Origin of the sequence: Paenibacillus planticolens, assembly GCF_013141725.1 — a bacterium.
GTDB lineage: Bacteria > Bacillota > Bacilli > Paenibacillales > NBRC-103111 > Paenibacillus_E > Paenibacillus_E planticolens.
The window spans coordinates 36,469-56,681 of the sequence record NZ_WHNZ01000079.1 but is presented as its reverse complement, the minus strand read 5'-3'; the positions used below and the strand labels follow the sequence as shown (position 1 = coordinate 56,681).

24 protein-coding genes are annotated in these 20,213 nt (G+C 49.7%); 18 read left to right on the top strand and 6 right to left on the bottom strand.

The window, feature by feature from the left end; translation table 11 throughout:
- Positions 1-16: 16 nt before the first annotated feature.
- The 4 genes from GC097_RS30690 to GC097_RS30675 all read right to left on the bottom strand — a co-directional run bounded on the left by GC097_RS30690 (position 17) and on the right by GC097_RS30675 (position 3,285).
- Entirely contained in the window at positions 17-985 is a 969-nt protein-coding gene (locus tag GC097_RS30690) for a GDP-mannose 4,6-dehydratase (RefSeq protein ID WP_171687064.1), read from the bottom strand.
- Positions 982-1,695: a sugar phosphate nucleotidyltransferase gene (locus GC097_RS30685; protein ID WP_171687063.1), complete on the bottom strand. Its 714-nt coding sequence runs from the start codon at positions 1,693-1,695 to the stop codon at positions 982-984. The genes GC097_RS30690 and GC097_RS30685 overlap by 4 nt, the downstream gene beginning before the upstream one ends.
- A 13-nt stretch (positions 1,696-1,708) precedes the next feature.
- Positions 1,709-2,692, bottom strand: coding sequence for an SDR family NAD(P)-dependent oxidoreductase (locus GC097_RS30680; protein WP_216625953.1), 984 nt, complete (start codon positions 2,690-2,692; stop codon positions 1,709-1,711).
- Positions 2,693-2,874: 182 nt separating this feature from the next.
- Complete coding sequence (locus tag GC097_RS30675) at positions 2,875-3,285, bottom strand: hypothetical protein (protein WP_171687061.1); 411 nt, start codon at positions 3,283-3,285, stop codon at positions 2,875-2,877.
- Between the two features lie 263 nt (positions 3,286-3,548).
- Between GC097_RS30675 and GC097_RS30670 the strand changes: the two genes are divergently transcribed.
- The 6 genes from GC097_RS30670 (at position 3,549) to GC097_RS30640 (ending at position 8,406) form a co-directional block, all read left to right on the top strand.
- A complete protein-coding gene (locus GC097_RS30670; RefSeq protein WP_171687060.1) occupies positions 3,549-4,235 on the top strand; it encodes a sulfotransferase domain-containing protein in 687 nt (228 codons plus the stop codon).
- 21 nt (positions 4,236-4,256) lie between these two features.
- Positions 4,257-5,276, top strand: a complete 1,020-nt coding sequence (locus GC097_RS30665) for a glycosyltransferase family 4 protein (protein WP_171687059.1) — start codon at positions 4,257-4,259, stop codon at positions 5,274-5,276.
- 16 nt (positions 5,277-5,292) lie between these two features.
- On the top strand, positions 5,293-7,047 hold the full coding sequence (locus GC097_RS34515; RefSeq protein ID WP_246294563.1) for a glycosyltransferase: 1,755 nt from the start codon (positions 5,293-5,295) through the stop codon (positions 7,045-7,047).
- A gap of 117 nt (positions 7,048-7,164) precedes the next feature.
- Entirely contained in the window at positions 7,165-7,743 is a 579-nt protein-coding gene (locus tag GC097_RS30650) for a hypothetical protein (RefSeq protein WP_171687058.1), read from the top strand.
- A gap of 51 nt (positions 7,744-7,794) precedes the next feature.
- A complete protein-coding gene (locus tag GC097_RS30645) occupies positions 7,795-8,190 on the top strand; it encodes a hypothetical protein (RefSeq protein ID WP_171687057.1) in 396 nt (131 codons plus the stop codon).
- Between the two features lie 12 nt (positions 8,191-8,202).
- Positions 8,203-8,406 carry a hypothetical protein gene (locus tag GC097_RS30640; protein WP_171687056.1) on the top strand — a complete coding sequence of 68 codons (204 nt, stop codon included), beginning with the start codon at positions 8,203-8,205 and terminating at the stop codon, positions 8,404-8,406.
- A gap of 15 nt (positions 8,407-8,421) precedes the next feature.
- On the opposite strand, the gene GC097_RS30635 is transcribed toward GC097_RS30640, so the two are convergent.
- Complete coding sequence (locus GC097_RS30635; protein WP_171687055.1) at positions 8,422-9,732, bottom strand: glycosyltransferase family 2 protein; 1,311 nt, start codon at positions 9,730-9,732, stop codon at positions 8,422-8,424.
- Between the two features lie 37 nt (positions 9,733-9,769).
- Positions 9,770-10,396 carry an adenylyl-sulfate kinase gene (gene cysC / locus GC097_RS30630; protein ID WP_171687054.1) on the bottom strand — a complete coding sequence of 209 codons (627 nt, stop codon included), beginning with the start codon at positions 10,394-10,396 and terminating at the stop codon, positions 9,770-9,772.
- Between the two features lie 205 nt (positions 10,397-10,601).
- On the opposite strand from cysC, the gene GC097_RS30625 reads away from it, so the two are divergent.
- The 12 genes from GC097_RS30625 (at position 10,602) to GC097_RS30570 (ending at position 20,211) form a co-directional block, all read left to right on the top strand.
- Positions 10,602-10,892: a hypothetical protein gene (locus GC097_RS30625; protein ID WP_171687053.1), complete on the top strand. Its 291-nt coding sequence runs from the start codon at positions 10,602-10,604 to the stop codon at positions 10,890-10,892.
- A 14-nt stretch (positions 10,893-10,906) separates the two neighbouring features.
- Positions 10,907-11,278: an alpha-helical endospore appendage domain-containing protein gene (locus GC097_RS30620; protein ID WP_312875750.1), complete on the top strand. Its 372-nt coding sequence runs from the start codon at positions 10,907-10,909 to the stop codon at positions 11,276-11,278.
- Positions 11,279-11,346: 68 nt separating this feature from the next.
- The gene (locus tag GC097_RS30615) at positions 11,347-11,571 is read left to right on the top strand and encodes a hypothetical protein (protein ID WP_171687052.1); all 225 of its coding nucleotides are present in this window, start codon (positions 11,347-11,349) and stop codon (positions 11,569-11,571) included.
- Between the two features lie 297 nt (positions 11,572-11,868).
- The gene (locus GC097_RS30610) at positions 11,869-12,678 is read left to right on the top strand and encodes a glycosyltransferase family 2 protein (RefSeq protein ID WP_171687051.1); all 810 of its coding nucleotides are present in this window, start codon (positions 11,869-11,871) and stop codon (positions 12,676-12,678) included.
- A 29-nt stretch (positions 12,679-12,707) separates the two neighbouring features.
- Entirely contained in the window at positions 12,708-13,757 is a 1,050-nt protein-coding gene (locus GC097_RS30605) for a glycosyltransferase family 2 protein (RefSeq protein WP_171687050.1), read from the top strand.
- Positions 13,754-14,482: a glycosyltransferase family 2 protein gene (locus GC097_RS30600; RefSeq protein WP_171687049.1), complete on the top strand. Its 729-nt coding sequence runs from the start codon at positions 13,754-13,756 to the stop codon at positions 14,480-14,482. Before GC097_RS30605 ends, GC097_RS30600 begins: the two co-directional genes overlap by 4 nt.
- Positions 14,483-14,510: 28 nt before the next feature.
- On the top strand, positions 14,511-15,269 hold the full coding sequence (locus GC097_RS30595) for a sugar phosphate nucleotidyltransferase (protein WP_171687048.1): 759 nt from the start codon (positions 14,511-14,513) through the stop codon (positions 15,267-15,269).
- Positions 15,266-16,477: an L-2-hydroxyglutarate dehydrogenase gene (gene lhgD, locus GC097_RS30590; RefSeq protein WP_171687047.1), complete on the top strand. Its 1,212-nt coding sequence runs from the start codon at positions 15,266-15,268 to the stop codon at positions 16,475-16,477. The genes GC097_RS30595 and lhgD overlap by 4 nt, the downstream gene beginning before the upstream one ends.
- Positions 16,474-17,040: a dTDP-4-dehydrorhamnose 3,5-epimerase gene (gene rfbC / locus GC097_RS30585; protein WP_171687046.1), complete on the top strand. Its 567-nt coding sequence runs from the start codon at positions 16,474-16,476 to the stop codon at positions 17,038-17,040. Before lhgD ends, rfbC begins: the two co-directional genes overlap by 4 nt.
- Positions 17,037-18,080, top strand: coding sequence for an NAD-dependent epimerase/dehydratase family protein (locus tag GC097_RS30580; protein WP_171687045.1), 1,044 nt, complete (start codon positions 17,037-17,039; stop codon positions 18,078-18,080). The genes rfbC and GC097_RS30580 overlap by 4 nt, the downstream gene beginning before the upstream one ends.
- Entirely contained in the window at positions 18,080-18,976 is an 897-nt protein-coding gene (rfbD, locus tag GC097_RS30575; protein ID WP_171687044.1) for a dTDP-4-dehydrorhamnose reductase, read from the top strand. The genes GC097_RS30580 and rfbD overlap by 1 nt, the downstream gene beginning before the upstream one ends.
- Complete coding sequence (locus tag GC097_RS30570; protein WP_171687043.1) at positions 18,973-20,211, top strand: CgeB family protein; 1,239 nt, start codon at positions 18,973-18,975, stop codon at positions 20,209-20,211. Before rfbD ends, GC097_RS30570 begins: the two co-directional genes overlap by 4 nt.
- The last annotated feature ends 2 nt before the right edge of the window (positions 20,212-20,213 follow it).

Here is a 20,213-nt window from a genome sequence, read left to right as displayed (position 1 = left end):
AGCGTAACTCTCCTTTTCATAAGAGGCTCCGGTAATAATTCAACGTATCGCAGACCGACTGGGCGAGCGAAAGGGTGGGCTGCCAACCGGTAGCGGAGCGAAGTTTGGCATTGTCGCCTTGAATGAGAGGGGGATCATTAGGGCGAAATAAGCGCTCATGGGTGGCTACCTCAAAGGGTATTGCCGCATACTGCTGCAGCAGATCAACGATGTCGCTGATGGGGTAGGCTGTGCCGCTGCATACGTTGAACAGGCTGCCGGGAGGTGCGGCGGTTAGCTGCATGAGCGAGCAGTAGGCGGCGGCTGCATCGCGGACGTCAAGGAAGTCGCGCTTTACGGCCGTATTTCCGACGACGAGCTTAGGCGGGAGATGGCCTTTCTCCATCATCGCCACCTGTCTGGCCAGCAGTGCGCATACGCCGGTGGCATTACCCGGTCCAATCAAATTGAATGTCCGTGCCGCAAACGCCGGAATGGCATAGACATCGCCATACATTTGTATAAGAGAGGTCATAAACTGCTTGCTCCAAGCATAGGGACTGACGGGCCCGACAGGGGAGGTTTCCGTTAAAGGCGCAAAAGGCACAGAATGGAAATCATATTCATATGCCGTTCCCACACTAAGGAACCCTTGGATGCTCCTTGCCGATGTAGACCGTACAGCCTCCAACATATGCAGGGTGCACCATGCGTTTGTATAAAGAGTTTGAACGGGGTCGGCGTAAGACGCACTTACATCGTTTGCTCCTGCGAGATGGATGATATGGGTGATCGGATGCTCCTGCAAGAGCTTGGTGATCGTAGCGGCCTGCGTAATATCACCGCATACGTAGTGCAGACGGTGGTGCTGCAGCAGGCAGTCGGACCTGCGCCCAACGCCGATGACGTTCATATTGTGCGTGAATAAACAGGCAGCCATATGCTGCCCAACGAACCCGTTAATACCCGTTAGGAGTACGAGAGGGGGTTCTCTCCATGCTCTCATACAGGCTCACCGGGCAATAAGAGTGATTTGAGTTTGCCGAATTGCTCATTAGCCAGGGTATAATCGGACGGTCTTCCGATGTCGAGCCAGAAGTCATTGTTTTCAAAGTGGCGGACCTTTTCATTTGCAGCCAGGAGGGCATGAATCAAATCAGGAATGTCGAAATATTGATGGGACGGGATATATTCGGCTACTTCGGGATTCATCATATAGATGCCCATGCTCACATAAGCCGACCGGGTTGGCTTTTCTACAAAATTAGTGACATACTCGTCCTGCGTTTCGAGCACTCCAAGCTCAATCGGAATGCCTTTCTTTTGGGAAGCAATGGTCAATATGCTTCCTCCCTTAATATGAAAATCTCTGAAGCGGGCAAAATCAAGAGTGGTTAAGACGTCACAATTGATTAGCAAAAAGGGGCCTGGCCTGCGGCCAATCAGCTTAATTGGACCGACAGTGCCTAAGGGTTCATTTTCAACATAATAGGAGATCGAAACCCCCCGGGAACTGCCGTCCCCGAAATACGTTTGTATGAGCCCCGACAAGTAGCCGCATGCCATCGTAATGGACGTAAACCCGTAATTACGGAGCTGTTTGACAATAATCTCCAGAATGGGTTGTTCGCCAACGGGCAATAACCCCTTCGGAAGCACCTTGGTATAAGGCGCCATGCGCATCCCCTTGCCGCCCGTCATGATTACGACTTCCACAGAAACCAACTCCTTATACGACATATTCATTAGGTCGGTACAGCTCGGGATGCTTGCTAATCCATTCAATCGTCCTGGTCAAGCCTTGCGTGAGCGGCACAGACGGCTTCCATCCCATCAACGCTGCCGCTTTGGTGCTGTCCGAGAAGAGGCGGTCGACTTCGCTTTTCTCCGGCCTGACCCGCTCACTGGCGATGCGTACAGGAAGATCTCTGCCAACAATTTGCAGGATCGTGCGAGCCAGCTCACCAATGGAGATTTCCGCTCCGGACCCGGCGTTTATCGTTTGCCCGACGGCAGCCTCATGGTTGGCCGCGCAAATAAAGGCATTGGCGGTATCTTCAACGAAGGTGAAGTCCCGGGTTGCAGTGAGATTGCCAAGAACGATCTCGGATTGATGCAGCGCTTGATTAATAATCGTTGGAATGACGGCTCTCATTGATTGGCGAGGACCGTAGGAATTAAAGGGCCTAACCGTTACGACAGGCAGCGCATACGAACAGTAAAAGCTTTCAATTATTTTATCTGCCCCGATTTTGCTTGCCGAGTAAGGGGATTGGCCTTGAAGCGGATGGGTTTCATCCATAGGCACATAGCGGGCGCTTCCGTAAACTTCGCTGGTTGAGGTATGAATCAGCTTGGGTGTGCCTAAGTCTAAAGCGGCTTGAGCGATATTTAAGGTGCCAATGACATTCGATTGCACAACATCAGTCGGATGTTGATAAGAATAAGGAATAGCGATTAGCGCTCCCAAATGAAAAATAGTATCCATGCCCTTGACGGCACGATAGACCCCGTGAGGATCACGCAAATCTCCTTTATAAATGTCTATCTCTTTCTGAATATCACTAGGCAGTTGATCAAGAAAGCCTCGTGAATTCGTTGAGTTATATCGGATAAAGGCTCTGACGCGTGCACCGTCCGCAACGAGCTGATGAACAAGATGACTGCCGATAAAGCCGGCTGCACCTGTGACCAATACCTGCTTCCCTCTCATCATGAATGGGACCACTCCTTCCAACATATGGTTACAGTCTATTCTCTTTGCATAGGGATGTAGTGGACTAACCCCCACTTCGAGGTTCAATAGGAAAAAATAGGTAAAATGTGCATGCGAAAAGGCTGTTCCAAAGGATCTTTGCAGATCTTTCGGAACAGCCTGTTTTTCATAGCGCTCCATTAGCCATACGTGTAAGAGATGCCGGAGAATGTGACAGGACCAGTAACCGTTGCGCCAACTAACAGAGAAGATTCCAGTTGAACAGTCAGCGTGTAGCCTTGGTTGGATGTTGCTGGAACGTTGGAATCGATAGCTTGGAAGGAGACCGTAAGTTCTTGTCCTGTGGATAAGAGCACTTCTTGTCTGCAAGAGAAAATGACGGCATTGCCACGGAGTACGTTAAATAATAAGACGGGCGCTAAAAGCGATGAGGTTATCCCAACGGTAGCATCTAAAATAACTCGGTTTGCGCCTTGTGGAATCGCTAGTCCAAATTGTGAAAGAGTAATGGGAGTCGTCGTAACTGTACGAGAGAGAGAGCCGCTTGATGCTCCGGGAACGCTTGTCCCGATGCTAACAATATTTGACATGTGACCACCTCCTTTCTCTATATTCTATTAAATTCAAATAACTTTGCTTGGATGGCTGTCATAGATTTCCAGTTTTTTGTGAAAATAGTTACATATCATCCGAAAGTTAAGTTAACCCGATAGACGCATTAACAGGTCAAGTTGGTGCTGAGACACATATTCTATATCTAAACAAATATTGGGAGGTGCCGTGTAAAATGAGTGCTCCCCCTTCAAAGCCCTTCATTTTTCTAAATACAGTTCCAAAAAGTGGAACGAACCTCTTGAACCAGCTCTTGCTAGGCATTCCGGGTTCGAAAATGAATGAGTATGTCTTTTATGAAGGGTTGGTCAAGGATTTGGCTGCGCATGCTTCAATTCTGAGCAGAGCACTGCCGAATGAGCTTTTTATGGGACATGTATACTATTCCCCCGAATGGGCGACGCTGCTCGGACGACTCGGAATCAAGACGATCTTCATGAGCAGGGATTTGCGTGATGTGCTTGTTTCCTTGACGTATTTCATTATCGAAAAGCTGCCCGACTACCCTTTATATGAGAAGTTGATCGCATTGAGCAGCCAAAAGGAACGGTATTTGCTCTTAATTAACGGCATAGGCGATTACCCGAATATCAAAAATTGGTTCGGCGTGTTTCATGGCTGGTTGTCCGAGCCGGGCGTGTTAAACGTCACTTATGAGGAATTGATGACGTCGCCGGAAACAAGACGAAGAACCATCACAGCAATCGCACAATTTCTATGGAAAGACAGCAAGCCCCCGATGCCGTTTTCCGAGCTGGTCCGCAGCATGGAAGGCAATATGGACAGCGATCGTTCCTTCACGTTTCGCAAAGGCATTATCGGCGGTTGGAGAAAAGAGTTTGACGATGAAGTTATAGCAGCGTTCAAACGAGTGGCAGGTGATGTTTTGATTCAAACCGGTTATGAAAAAGATTTGGATTGGTCATAACCGGAGAAGTGGAGGTGAGACATGAAAATCGTAATACCGGCTGCTGATTTGCATATTGGGGGCGGTTGTAAGGTGTTGGTCGATATCGCCGGAGCGCTGACGAACAGGGGACACGAAGTTGAAGTGGTCATTCCGCAGACGGCGACCGTGAAGTATAGCATTCCTTGTAAGCTGACGGTCGTGCCAAAGCTGGATAAAGCCTATATTCCTTATGGCGATATCATTTTGCCCAATTTCTATACAACGTTTCAATCAGCCTTCGAAGCTTGGCCTGAACAAACGGTCAGGCTAAGCCTCGGCTTTGAGCCGCTTTGGGTGCCCAATCGCGAGGCGGCTTTATGGACCTATGCCCAGAATGTACCGGTCATCTCGATTTCCAGTTGGTTGGATCAGCAAATTTACGACCATGTGGGGCGGCGAAGCACGATTGTTTCCCTTGGCATAGACCCTCTCGTGTTTCGTCCGCAAGGTCCGCGGATGAAGCCTCTCCAGAGCCAGAAATCAGGAAAAGTCATTCTGTACATCGCCCGGGATAGGGATGACTATGCGTTGAAAGGATTCGATGATTTCTATGCTTGTATGGAAATTATCAAAAATGAGTATGCAGGCGATTATGTCGTGTATTTGATCTGTCCGGATGGAGAAATTTCACTCGGGGAACTTTATATCCCTGAGCGCATCTTCTATCCCATCAATGAACACGAGATGGCGAAGCTTTATCGAACGGCAGATGTTTTCGTGGCCTCATCTTGGTTCGAGGCGTTCTCGCTGCCTCCCCTGGAGGCGATGGCCTGCGGCACGCCGGTCGTGACGACGAATTCAGGCGGTGTAATGGACTTCTGTTCTCATATGGACAGTGCCTATGTGACCAAACCGAGAGATCCCAGGGGGCTGGCACAAGGCATTTGTGCAGTGTTATCGGATCGCCATTTGGCGGAGAAGCTCGCTCTTGGCGGCAAAGCCGCTGCCGCAAGGTTAACGAAAGCCCGTTTTGAGCGAAATATTGTGAACGTATTGGAGGATATCTTCGAGAATCGTTAAGGTAGGTGTTTCAAGTTTGAAGGCAAATTCGAAAGTATCCATTGTCATTCCTTTCTATAACTGTGCTTATGTTACTGAAGCAATTGAAAGTGCACTGAGTCAGACGTATCCGAATATCGAAATCATCGTTGTCAATGACGGCTCTACCCGGCATATGGAGAAAATTGTTCCGTATATGAATCGAATTGTGTATGTGGAAAAAGAAAACGGCGGCACGGCCAGTGCACTGAACGTCGGTATCAGGAAGGCCACAGGCGACTATTTTGCATGGCTTAGCTCCGACGATAGGTTTGAACCGAACAAAGTGGCCAGGCAATTGGCTTTTATGCAGGAAAAAGGGGCTAAAGTCAGCTATACGTCCTATGTTCATATGGATGGACAGGGGCAAATCTTTGGCGGACCTTCAGGCATAGGCTGCTCCAGCAAGATGGAATTTTATAGGACGATGCAAAAAGGCTGTATTATCAACGGCTGTACCGTGATGCTGCATATGGACGTATTTCAGAAGGCCGGTTATTTTAATGAAACGCGCAAATATACGCAGGATTATGATTTATGGATAAGGGTTATGAAGCACTTTGATTTTTATTATTTGGATGAAAGCCTTGTGCGGTATCGTGTGCATGAAGGGATGGGGTCCCGTAAGTATGAGAGTGAAATCGTCAAAGAAATCCACTCGGTTCAAACTGTCTATCGTAAAACGCTGGACGCTTTGATCGCCAAGGAAAGGCTGACGGTTACTTTCCCCATTATTACACTCAGTATCGGCGGAGCGCAGAGGATGCTGGCAGAGATGGTCAACGGGCTGTCGGCCAAAGGGCATGACGTTACTGTGCTGATGCCGCTAAACGGCGCTTTGAATTATTCCATTAATGCCAAAATCGTTCGTACCAAACAGCACTATTTGATTCATGAGTCGGAGTATCCCAAATCGGATGTGATCGTCTCCAATTTCTATACCATTGTTCCGGGGGTTCATCAAGCAAGTTTGAAAGGGAAAGGCGTGCATGTCCGCTTAAGTCTCTGTTATGAACCTTCTTTTCTGCCGGAGAATCAAGTCTCTTTTCCGACCTATCACATTTCAGAGCATATCGTCGTTCTCTCCAACTGGCAAAAGCAGATCATTGCGCTGAATCACGGTCATCAGGCGCACATTGTGCCGGTGGGTGTCGGCACGGCTTTTAAGAACATGCATATTCGCAATACGCAGTCGCAACTGCAAATATCTGCGATTATGCGCAGACCGGAAGGCGGCTACTCCTGGCATAGAGAGCAGGAATATTTAATCAGCCAGTTGGAAATCGTGCAGGCCCGGTATCCGCATGTCCGAATCAACTTGATGTCCCCTCCGGAAGAGTTTAACAGTTCCCCCCTCTTGCAGGCGGTGAAAGCGAGTCACCCGGCTTTTCGCTATCTGACTCCCGGGCACGATGGCGCCATGGCTTATCACTATAACGAAACGGATATTTTCGTGAATTCCTCTACGTATGATTCGGCTTCTCTGCCGGGACTTGAGGCGATGCGCTGCGGGGCGGCTTTGGTCACGACCTATAATGGTGGAAATATGGATTACTGCCGCCATGAACAGAATGGTTTGATGTCTTACCGGTATGAGAACCGATTGGCGGCCGACGTCAGCCGGTTGATTGAAGATGCCGATTTGCGCAGAAGGCTGGCGGCAGCGGGGGAAGCCGAAGCGGCGAAATGGACGTGGGAACGCAGTGTAAACGCCTTTGAAAAAGCTTTATATGAAATACGGGCATCGCGATAGATACCCAGATTTATATTTTTAGGTGAGCGTCTAGGACGAGGGTCCCCCCCTATGAGTAGTATAGGAATGTGACGAAATCCAATATTTGTTAGTATGTGAAAACCTTGGAGGTGCACTATGTCCCGATCAGAAAAAGACTGCGCGGTTAAGAAAACCAAGCGTGTCGTATGTAAAGATGACTGTGGCAAGAAGAACAAAAGCAAGAAAAAGCAATGTCATGTGTGCAAGAGAAAGCTGAGAAGAAGAACGATCAAAATCATCTGCAAACAGGCTAAAGCCCCGGTTGTCAATCTCACGACCCCTCCACCGGAAGTCAATGTTCTAACGAACCCCCCAGATGTACTGATTACAACACCGCCCCCTATTGTTAACGTAGATACTCCTAAACCTGATGTTCACGTCAGAGTGGAAACACCTAAAACGGAAGTGAAGGTGAAGGTTGATTATCCGGATGACGATTGTATGGAAGAGTTAAGAGATCAGCTTAGGGACTTTAGAAATACGGAAATTGAACTGATTACGACGACCGGTGCAGGCGCCGGAGCGGAACCTCCAAACCGGATAGGAATTTTGGAGAAAATTGGGAAAGGAACGATAACTCTACGTCCGACAACCGGAAATACCTTGGACCAAGTTGTCATCTATTCGCTCTGCCACATTGTCGGATTTAGACCGTTTATACCGGTTGGAGCTTGAACACACAGGTACTGATTGACGACACCCCTTAATGAAGGAGGCTTTATTAATATGCTTGATATGGTAGTTATTATAGCTGGTAATAGTTATGCTACAAACAAAGCTGTCATTAACTGTTTTGATGCCACAATGGACTTTCCCGGACTTGAAGTTGGCGCAAGGGTAACACCTGTTTTGGCCGCTTTAATGCAAGCGGGTTTTACGTTGGTGGATTTTGACGGCAATGACAATGTCACGACTTACTTCCTGATCAAAGAAGAATCATCGGCAAGCTGTACGCCGTTAAACGCGGTTGCAGGCCGCTTGAACACAGAAGTCACTGTACAAACAGGCGCAGGAACAGAGAGCGGCTTGCTGTTACTTATCGGTTCCAATGTGATTGAGCTTCTAGAGCCGTCAGGAGATATTCTCCTTATTCCAGCTTCCAGCATTGAATCAGTGATATAAGGAGGAGAAACCATGTCATTCGCAGATTTACTGGCGAGTTTTATCGGAAGAACGATCGAGGTGTATTTTACGAGTAATCCGCCCTACGTGGGACAATTAATATCGGTTGACGATTGCATTTTCACGGTACAGATCAACAACACATATTACTACAGTCCCCCTGTAATCGTGACCATCGTGGCGGATCAAGTTGATTATATTCGCGTAGTAGCATAAACGGAAGGGAGGGGATCACGTAGATGGCCGCGAATCTCCTCCGTCCCCCTGAGGGAGAACAGTGTGCTCCTTCTTTATCCATTTCATCCAATCGGCATATTTCTCCGCATGTTGATGCGTAATGCTGGAGTTGCGAATTCTCCGATGATAGAGAGGCTCTGACAGATGCCTTAATGCATAGGATCGCGATAAGCGGATGATAATCTCAAAATCTTCGTATAGCCTTCCCTCGTAAGGAGCATTGACCATCCAGCCCTGGATGCCTTGAAGGGCCGCTACCCGATAGCATCTGGGGGCTATAGGAAGAGCTTCGGCAAGAAGAGCTTCGGGATAAACTTGCGCAGGTGTCTGGCGTATCCCCCCGAAAATAAGCTGTTTGCGAGCTCCTTCCGTCCATTCGTAATAGTCTCCATACAGAAGCGATGTCTCTGGTGCTGCCGTGTTGGCAGCGCTAAGTAAAATCCGGACGGCGTCCGGAGGAAGCCAGTCATCGGCGTCAAGCTCCAGCAGCCAGGGGGTTCTGGTTAAAGTTAGAGCCGTATTCAAACTGCGAGCTTTGCCGTAGTTAGCAGGATTGGTATACATACGAATGCGTGGGTCTGCAGGCAAGGAGGCCAGCTTCATCTTCGTGTTGTCGCTGGAGGCGTCATCGATGATGATCAGCTCCCAATCCGGGATGCTTTGCGCCAAGACGCTTCGAATCGACCAAAGGAGATAATCGGCATTATTAAATGTACATATCACAATGCTAATGGCTGGCGATGGCTCCTCTTTTGGCCGGGATGCCGCTAAGCCTGCTTCAAGAATCGGTCTGACAAGATCCCACTCTTCCTGCTTCCGCTGCCATTTAGGGTAATGTATAGCCTGGGGCTGCCACCAAAGACTGATGATGGTGGGCCATGACCATGCTCCCTGCAGCTGCAGCACTTTATCCATGAGCAGATAAGTCTCGAAGGGCAGTCGGTCTTTTTCCGAAAAAAAGGGACGGCCACTCGACCGGGCTGCGTTAGTTCTCCAAACGAGCGGAGGGGAAGGTAGATTGTGCCTGGCAGCGGGTGTCCCGCGCTCGTAGACTAAACCGGCACACTGCTCAGGAAGCGCTGTAAGGTGCTCGGAAAGCTCCGTTAGAAAGCCGCTGTGCAGTAAATCTCCTGCCTGAAGCGTTATAAAAAAGGGCTGATCATAGGCATGAAGATGCTCGTTCAAAGTTTCTGCCGCATAGTCATGAACGAGCTGGACGGACCACTCGGGAGCGATATGCGAAAGATTGGCTATGGTCGCATCGGTATGAGCTTTGTTAGACGTTCCAAGCACGTAAACCAGCATATGCGTCTAATCCCCCCAACAGCAGCAGGTGTTAATGCTATTCTATGCTGATGCCGGGGATGTGGTTCTCAATGATTTGATGTACGAGCAAATAGTCATAGATGCGAGAAGCCGATGCTTGCAAAGATTGCCGGTTGGACGAAATGACGATTTCAGGGCTGAATGGCTGCTCATAAGGCGCTGTAATCCCCGTAAAGTTTGGAATGACGCCTGCCCGTGCCTTCATGTAAAGGCCCTTGGGATCGCGCTCCTCGCATATGTGGAGGGGGCAATCCACATAAACTTCAATGAATTCACCTTCACTGAATAGCGATCTTGCCTGCTCCCGATCCGCCCGGTACGGTGAAATCAGTGCCACGATCGCAATCATCCCCGCATCGACAAGCAGCTTGGCCGCTTCTGCCGTTCTGCGAATGTTTTCGCTACGATCTTCCGGGGAAAAACCGAGATTGCCGTTTAAACCGTGCCGAAGATTGTCCCCGTCCAATACGTAGGAACGCACGTTCTGATTGTAAAGCAATCGATCCATCTCATAGGCAAGCGTAGATTTGCCCGAGCCGGACAACCCTGTAAGCCAAAGTACGCAGCTTTTGTGGGAATTCAAGAGATGCCGGTCCTTTTTGGAAATGTTGGAAGGCTGCCACTGAATGTGTTTATCGGACAAGAGGTTCCCTCCCTTAGCTTGTATTTCTATATGTATATGCTAGAGGAGAATGTCAGGTTCTGGTCTGATTTCCGTATAGAAATACAAATATGATAGATGAAGGAACTAGAAACCTTAAAATTGGATGAATGCGGCGTATTCCCACTTTGCGCTAAGCCGCATATGCTAAATAGGAGAGCCTAACGGTACGAGGAGGGAAATCGACATGCAGGAACAGATCACTTCGATTTTGGAGCATATGGCGAAGTCGCAGCATGAAATGGCGCGCACCTTGGAAGCGAAACGTGAGGTTGTTGTTCATATGGCGAAAATGGTTAGTGAAATTCCCGACCATAATCCTACCTTCGGAGAGATCGAAGCGTTAATGGAGCATTCCCTGAGTATTACCAAAGGGATTTCCAGCTATCTGAACAGCCTTGCTGAGCTGGAAGACGCCATCGCGGATACTCTTTCGCCTATTGTGAAGGCCATGAAGGAACAGCCCGGTGATGAATAAATGAGGGGCAGGGAGTGGAGAAATTGGACAGAACGGACAGTTACTTATCTTTCTTGGATGCCACGGCCAAAATTCAACAGAATGTCGCTCTGATTTTAGAGGCCAAGGCTGTGCACGCCGAGAAGTCGCGCAATTGGATTTGCCATCATTTGTCTACAGCAGCCTATGAAAGCAATGCCGAGCATGTGAAACAAGCGGTGGATATCCATGAACAGCTCATTGAGGTTATTGCTGGAATTACCAAAATGGAGGTCGCTTTTGCCAAAAATTTAGGCATTCTCATTGCGGAAGAAGAGAGCTCCGGTTTTGGCGGAAGCGGCAGCGGCGGTGGCGGAGGTGGCCTAAGCGACTTGTTCGGCGGTTCGGGCCTCGACTTTTCAAAATGAGGATCAATGAAAGAGAACAGCAGATAAAGCTGGATATACTAGACTCTCTTGCCAAGAGCCAACGGGCCTTGGCCCGAATCATTGAGAGCGTAGCCGTGTCCGTAGAAACATCGCCGCAGCTAGCCGGCCAAGTCGCTGACAATCTGGCCTCTATCGTAAACTATCAACAAATATTGGCGCGGAAAATCATCGGATTGCCGATTCGCGTGAAACAAATCGGACCCCCGGGAAAACCATGGTTGAATGTATACGCCGGTGTTCGTCAAGGTGTTCAAAAGCCCCCCTCTTCGTAGAAGGAAGAGAATGGGGCTTTTTTTAATGCTTTCATCGAACCGGCAGTAGTCATTCGCCAATTTCTAGCCAAGCTGGGTAAGCGCATATGAATCTGTCCCAAGGCAGTCATACTATGAAAGCAGGTCGAACATACATCATGCGGAAGGCCTTGAAGAGGGCGGCGAAGATGACTTATGACAGATGTCCTATTTTCAGCTGGAGATGATACGGGCTTAAACGTATGCCGTGTCCATCGGGATGGATAAACATACAATGGGAACGAAATCGAATGCACATCACAGTGGGAGGGTGTGGATATGAAACAGCGCAGGCAGCGAAAGTTGTTAATACCCAGGAGGAGAACTAGACCCGTATTCAAGCCCATTTCAAATCACGAATCGCCAAAAGTATCTGTCGTCATCCCTGCCATGAACGAAGGAAGAACAATCGCAGCCGTGATTCGTCAAGCCCGAATGGTTCATCCGGCAGCTGAGGTCATTGTGGTCGTCAACGGTTCAACGGATGGCACCGAACGGATCGCCCGCCAGATGGGGGCAAGGGTCATTTCATTCAAGGAATCGTTAGGCCACGATGTTCCCAGAGGCGTTGGCGCCAGTTATGCGAAAGGAAGTACAATCCTATTTATTGATGCGGATATTATCATTGCAGCGAAAGATTTGAAGCCATTCGTGCTGGCGGTGGATCGGGGGGTGGATGTGGCGCTAAACAGTTATTCCGGCAAAACGGATAAAGTGGACGTACATCCTGTTGTGTTAGCCAAGCATGCCCTCAACATTGCACTCTCCCGTCCGGACTTGCGAGGAGCTTCCATGACGACAATCCCGCACGCCATCAGTCGTAAAGCGTTGAATGAAATCCGTGCCGGCAACCTGGCCGTGCCGCCTCTCGCCCAAACCATAGCAAGCGTAAAGGGGCTCACGCTGAACAAAGTTTACAATGTGAATGTGGGTCGGATTAATCCAAGAAAACGAAGAAAATTTAAGGTGGACCCGCTGCAAAATCTTATTCTTGGAGATCACCTCGAAGCCCTGAATTGGCTGCATGAACAGACGAATGAGCGTGGTCAGCTAACGGATTTAACAAGGGACCGAACCTTTGTGGGGTGAAGCTGATGAATAAATTAATGAGGAAACGAGTGAAACAAAGACCGAAAGCGAGAACCGTCATCCCCGTACGCCGCATGCGCAGGGGCTCCAGATCGGTGGCGGAGCTTAGAAGAAGAGTACATGCAATCGGCGCCAGGTATGCCACGGACCATCCTCTGCAAGAGCACATGGATCCAAGTTCGTATATAAACTCCTTATGGCATTCGTTCTATACGTCGAAGGAAATTGGACCGATTTCGGAGGGGCAGTATCTGAGTATCTCCCGGGCGTTCCTTGCTGGTTATAGCGAGAAAATGGGGATGCCCACTCCGAATCTCGTGCTTGTCCCGACAAGGAAAACGATAGGAGCGGTGGTTACCGTTTCTAATGAAGAGAAAACGATAGCGCGTGTGCTGAATGAACTGCAAAGATTGCCCCTTCAGGAATTGATTGTCGTGATTAACGGTTCAACTGACAACAGCGTTCATATTGCCAGACAGTGTCCTCAGGCCACGATTGTTCATTACCCTAGTCTCGTTGGGCATGATGTCGGGCGATCGATTGGTGCAAAGCTTTCTTCATCTGACATGATGCTGTTCCTGGATGGCGATATCCCGATTCAAACCGAGCAGTTGGTTCCCTTCATACGGGCCATCGACGGGGGATGGGATATCGCTTTAAACGATATCTCTCCGTATATCGGTCTGTTCGCACATCGCGACGGGGTTTCGATTGTTAAACAATTCGTGAATCGGGTTCAGGGTCGACCGGAGCTCCAAGCCAACTCCATGACGGCGATTCCCCACATGCTCTCCCGCAAAGCGCTTGAGGTGATCGGAAGCGCAGCGTTAGCGGTACCTCCTAAAGCACAGGCGAAGGCAATCCGCAATGGATTGCGTATTTGCGCACCGGCAAGCATCGATGTGGTCACTTCCAACAAACCGACCAGATTCAACACCGGGACGGCCAATCCTGTTTCCAATCTGATTGTTGGCGACCATCTGGAAGCACTTCATATGCTGCTGGGCGAACATGGAAGCAGACTGCAATTTAAGGATGCTCATCGGACTCGAACAGCCCTGGCGGGGGGATCGGTATGAACAGCACAAGCATCATCATTCCAACTTTTAACGAAAGAAAGCTGCTGCTGGATTGCATCTACTCCATCCGGGAGCATACAAGAATCCCTTATGAAATTATTGTGGTCGACAATGCCTCTACTGATGGGACGCTCGACGATCTGGTCCGTGAGAGGATTCCCTTCGTTTCCTTCTCGGAAAACAGAGGCTTCCCTGTGGCTTGTAATGCGGGCATGAAGCTGGCTAGAGGCAGCTCCGTGCTATTGCTGAATAACGACGTTCTGCTCACGCCGAATTGGTTGGATCACATGCTCACTTGTCTGTATCACCGAAGCGATATCGGCATTGTAGGACCCATGACGAACTATGCCAGCGGTATCCAACAAATGAAAGAGCCGTATACGAATATGACGGATATGATCCTCAAGTACAACGTGGGAAATAAGGGGAAATATGTTGAGGTGCAGCGTTTGGTCGGTTTCTGCTTTTTGTTCAAGCGCGAAGTCATGGAGAAAATCGGCTTATTGGATGAACGATTCAGTCCCGGTCATTATGAGGATGACGACTACTGCTATCGCGCAAGAAAGGCCGGCTACAAGCTCATGCTTACTGAAGATACCTTTATCTTCCACCACGGAAGCGCGAGCTTCGGCAAGAAGGGAGAGAGCCAACTGCAAGGTATTGTGGAGCGTTCGCGCAAGCTTTTTATAGAAAAGTGGGGCATCGATCCCCAAGCTTTTATTTGAGTGAGCAAGAGGAAAGGATGGCGTTGCTATGAAGGGAGTCATTCTAGCGGGGGGAACTGGCACGCGTCTGCGACCCTTGACGAAAATGATTAACAAGCATCTTCTGCCCGTCGGCAAATATCCGATGATTTATTATGGGATTGAAAAGCTGAGAGCAGCGGGAATCACCGATATCCTGCTGATCACGGGCAAGCACTCCGTCTCCCTCTACACGGATTTCTTAGGCAGCGGGAAGGAGTGGGGCGTTAACATTTCTTATAAAATACAGGAAGAAGCCGGCGGCATCGCCGATGCCTTGGAGCTTGCGGAAAACTTCGTGCATCCCGGCGAGAAACTGCTTGTGCTGCTGGGCGATAATCTGTTCGAGGATTCGCTCGTCCCCTATGTGAATCAGTTTGAAGCTCAGCCAGAGGGAGCTAAAGTGTTTTTGAAGGAAGTGGAGGACGCTAGAAGATACGGGGTTCCGGTCATGGACGGCGAGCTGATCAAACGAATTGAAGAAAAGCCCGAGCATCCGCAGTCTTCTTATTGTGTCACCGGCATTTATATGTATGACTCCACCGTATTCGACTTGATTAAGACGGTGGAGCCTTCTGCCCGTGGCGAAATGGAGATTACCGATGTGAACAACTTATATGCGGAGCAGGGGAAGCTCAGCTATCATCTGCTGACAGGGTGGTGGTTCGACGCCGGCACCTTTCTGTCCTGGTTCGAAGCGTCCGACAAGCTGCGGGAGTATCCGAACCTGCAGGCTCCGGCTAAGCCCGACGCCGGTGATGACACGTGAGGAAGTACGATTACGTCATTATCGGAGCGGGGATTATCGGCCTCACCATTGCCCGTGAGTTGAAGAAGCGGGAGCCTGATGTGACCATTTGCATATTGGAAAAAGAGTCCGATGTGGCTGCGCATGCAAGCGGCCGCAACAGCGGAGTGCTGCACGCCGGCTTCTATTATTCCGCCAACAGCTTGAAAGCGAAATTCACCAAAGAGGGCAATCAGGCGATGCGTGCTTATTGCAAGCAAAATGGCCTGCAGCTCAATGAATGCGGCAAGCTTGTTGTCGCCAAGGATGCCTCCGAACTAGCGGGCTTGGAAGAGCTGAAGCTGCGGGCAGACATCAACGGCGTGCCGTTACAGTGGATGAATGAGGAAGAAATCGCGGTCATCGATCCGAATGCGAGGACATACAGGAAAGCTCTGTTTTCACCGACAACGGCGTCGGTCGATCCTATAGAAGTTTGCCGCACCCTGAAGCGTGAAAATGCAGAGAACGGCGTCGAGTTTCATTTCCTAACGAAGTATCGCAAACATCGGGGAGACCTCCTTTTTACAAACTCAGGTACTTATAAGTACAACTATTTGATCAATTGTGCGGGACTTTACGCGGACAGTATCGCTCATGACTTTGGATTCGGAGAGAAGTATACAATCATTCCGTTCAAAGGCATTTATTTGAAATATACGAAAAACAAAACGGATGTCGTCACGAACATCTATCCTGTCCCGAATTTGAAAAACCCCTTTCTCGGGGTTCATTATACAAAAACAGTGGATGGCAGCATCAAAATCGGGCCTACGGCGATGCCAGCCTTTTGGCGGGAAAACTACCAAGGTCTGCAGGGCTTTAACCTGAAGGAGTTTCTGCAGATTGCCGGTTATGAGTTGAAGCTTTTTATCACCAATTCGTTTCATTTCAGACGTTTGGCCTTTCAGGAAATGCGCAAGTATATCAAATCCTATTTCATCGGGCTAGGCATGAGTATGGTAAAGAACATCGATCCCAAAGGCTTCGGCCATTTCCTAAGACCGGGCATCAGGGCGCAGCTGCTCCATATTGAGACCTTGGAGCTGGTTCAAGATTTTGTAATCGAAGGCGACAATCGCACCATGCATATCCTCAATGCGGTATCGCCGGCTTTTACATGCTCGATGCCGTTTGCCGCCTATGTGGTTGATCATATTATGAAACAACGAGGAGGAGCCCTTTCATGAAAGTGATTTCGACCAAGCTGCCGGGGGTCGTGGTGCTCGAACCGAAAGCGCATGGTGATCATCGCGGATTTTTTATGGAAAGCTATAACCAGCAAACGTTGGCAAACGCAGGCATTCACCATGCCTTTATTCAAGATAATCATTCCTTGTCGGTAGAAGCGGGCGTTCTTCGTGGTCTGCACTATCAATTAGAGCCCAAAGCGCTAACCAAGCTCGTTCGTGTAGTATCCGGTGCTGTTTATGACGTTGTCGTCGATATCCGCAAAGGCTCCCCCACTTTCGGAGAGTGGGTCGGCGTCATTTTGAGCGCGGACAACAAACGCCAAATTTTAGTTCCGAAGGGCTTTGCCCATGGCGCCTGCACATTAGTTCCGAACACGCAGCTGCTCTATAAAGTGGATGATTATTATTCGCCTGAGCATGACCGTGGCATTGCTTGGGACGATCCGGATCTTGGCATCGCTTGGCCGATCTCGCAACCGATTTTGTCCGAAAGGGATCGTCAGCAGCCTGCGCTTGCGCAAGCGGAGAATAACTTTGTTTATGGAGGGGACTTATCATGAAAACCATCTTGGTTACGGGAGCGGGCGGCTATATCGGCAGTGTGCTGGTACCGAAGCTGCTGGATAAAGGCTATGCCGTGAAAGCGGTCGACCGCTTTTTTTTCGGTACCGATAAGCTCCCGTCACAGCATCCGAATCTCGTCATGATCAAGGAGGACTCCCGCCGTCTGAAGGAGGAAGCCTTTGCCGACGTTTATGCAGTCATTGACCTTGTGGCGATTTCCAACGATCCCAGCGGTGAATTGTTTCAGGAAGCAACGTACCAAATTAACCATATTTCTCGCGTGAGCACGGCGCATAAAGCGAAGAAGCTTGGCGTGAAACGATACATTCTTCCGTCTTCCTGCTCCTTATACGGCTTTCAAGCCCCTGACGTGATCGTCGATGAAACTTCTCCTACGAATCCGCTGACGACGTATGCCAAAGCCAACGAAATGGCGGAACAAGGCGTGCTGCCATTAGCCGATTCCCTCTTCACGGCCGTTGTTATTCGCCAAGCAACCGTCTACGGCCATTCTCCTCGCCTTCGCTTCGATTTAGCCATTAACGGGATGGCGCTGGGCGCTTATCAGAAAGGGGTTATTCCCTTAATGAGAGACGGTTCTCAGTGGAGACCGTTCGTTCATGTTCAGGATACAACCGATGTCATGTGCTTGCTGCTGGAGGCGGATGCCGGAGTCATCAACGGTCAAATTTACAACGTGGGCTCGGACAGCAACAACTATCAGCTCGGAAAATTGGCAGAGGAGATCACAGGGGTCATCCCCAAGCCGGTTACCATTGCCTGGTATGGCGCGCCAGATCACCGATCCTATCGCGTCAGCTTCGACAAAATCGAGAAGGCGCTGGGATGGAAAGGCCAATGGACGGCTGCGCAGGGAGCATTAGAAATTTATAACGCTCTGGCGGCGGGTGAAGTGCCGAGCATGGATCAAACGATTACGCTGGACTGGTACAGCGAGCTCATCAAATGGCACAAGATTATTCAGGATGCCACGCTGTATGGCGGTATTTTGGATATTCAAGGATCGAGGGAATAATGAAACGCATCGCGCTGCTAGGCGCTAAAGGCCAACTGGGCTCCGACATCCATCGGGCATTGAAGGAGAATAGCCAGTTCGAGGTTATCACGATAACGCGTGAGATGCTGAACGTGGAGAATACGGAAATCATCATTCCGGTTCTTGAAAAGCTTGGCCGCATTGACGTGCTCATTAACTGTACGGCGTTTCACAATACGGAGCAATGCGAAGCCGATCCGCTCAAGGCGCTCGTTATTAATTCAATCGCCGTTTTGCGCATGGCGGCTTATTGTAAGCAGAATAAAACGCTTTTCATCCATTTCAGCACAGATTATGTGTTTGACGGCAGCAAACAAGCGCCTTATACCGAGGAAGACCGGGTAAGTCCGCTGAATGCCTATGGCAGCAGCAAAGCTGCGGGAGAAGAAGCGATCGCAGCATATTTGGATACCTACTTTATTTTCCGTGTATCTTCGCTGTTTGGAGAAGCCGGGGCCAGCGGGAAGGGCGGGAATTTCGTGGAAACGATGATTCGGCTCTCGAAGCAGGGGAAGCCGATTTCCGTTGTTCAGGATGTCATCATGTCACCTACACATACGCGGGACGTGGCTGAAATGGTGCGGGCTTTCCTAGAACAAGAGATTACGGCATACGGTGTTTATCATTGCTCGGGCGAAGGTGCTTGCAGCTGGTATGAACTGGCGGCGGAGACGTTCGCGATTTGCGGTATTGCCTGCGAAACGACACCGATCCTGAACAGCGCGTATGCGGCTAAAGTCCGCAGACCTTTATACAGTGTGCTGGACAACAGCAAATTGAATCGCATTTATCCGATGAAGAGCTGGCAAAGCGCATTGGCACAATATTTGCAGCTCAAAGGACATGTCAACATCAGCGGAGGCGAGAAGGAATGAGTGCATTAAGAGCTGTGAGAGCGAAGACGAAGCAGCCGGTGAGAGCGAGAAAATTGCCGCTGCGATCGCCGAACAGGAAGAGGAAGCGTGATCGGAGAGTGCGGAAAGTTAAGCTCCAGCCTGTCGTCTCCCTGTCTCGTTACAAGGAAGAATGGACAATGGGCAGCCACCAAGGCTATGGAAAAGGCTGGTCTCACGGGTTCCACATGGGCCGCTGCCAAAGCTTGATGCGGGACATTCCTCAGGAACGCGGCCTTATCTGGAATTTGAAGGTGATGTACGTAAGGGCTAACGGGCTGCCCTATGCAGCGATGGATGAAGGTATCGAAGCCAGTCTGCGGGATATGGTCAGAGAAGTTATCGTCGTCAATCCGGCCGATCCCATTGTTCAGATTGCACAGGAGGCAAGACCGGATCTTGTGCTCGTACTCGATGCGATTGGCCAATCGGTGCCGGGAGATGTCGTGCAGGCGATTCGGGCACAGGGCATTCGCACCGCGATCTGGCTGCCGGACGATCCCTACCATTCGGATCAATCGATGGGACTCGTGCCCCATTTTGACTATGTGTTCACACTGGAGAAAAGCTGCGTAGAGCCTTACAAGTCTATGGGCTGTGCGAATGTGCATTATTTGCCGTTCGGTATTCATCCTGATAGGGTAAAGCTGGACTATGTGCCGACGAATTTCCGCAAAGATATATGTTTTATAGGCACAGCTTTCTGGAACAGGGTTGCTTTCATCGATGAAATGGCCGACTATCTGCAAGACAAGGATTTCATGATTAACGGCTACTGGTGGGACCGGTTGAGCTCCTACAATAAGCTGTCTTCGAAGATTCAAGGCTACTGGCTGAGTCCGCAGGACACGATGAAGTATTATCACGGGGCGAAAATCGTCATCAATCTGCACCGGGCCACGGACGATGTTTCCCATAACAGCAACAGCAGGCAAATTCCGGCTTTCTCGCCGAATCCACGGCTATTTGATATTACAGCGTCCGGAACTTTGCAGTTAACGGATGTCCGTGACGAACTGACGAATTTCTATAAGCCTGGCGAAGAGCTCGATACGTTCAGCTCCCCGCAGGAGCTTATCCAGAAAATCGAGTACTATCTAGCGCATGAAGAAGAGCGGCAGCACATCGCCTTGCGTGGAATGGCACGGACGTTGAAGGATCACACGTACCGCAATCGATTGAATGAATTGTTAACGATAACGCAAAAAGGCGGGTGAAC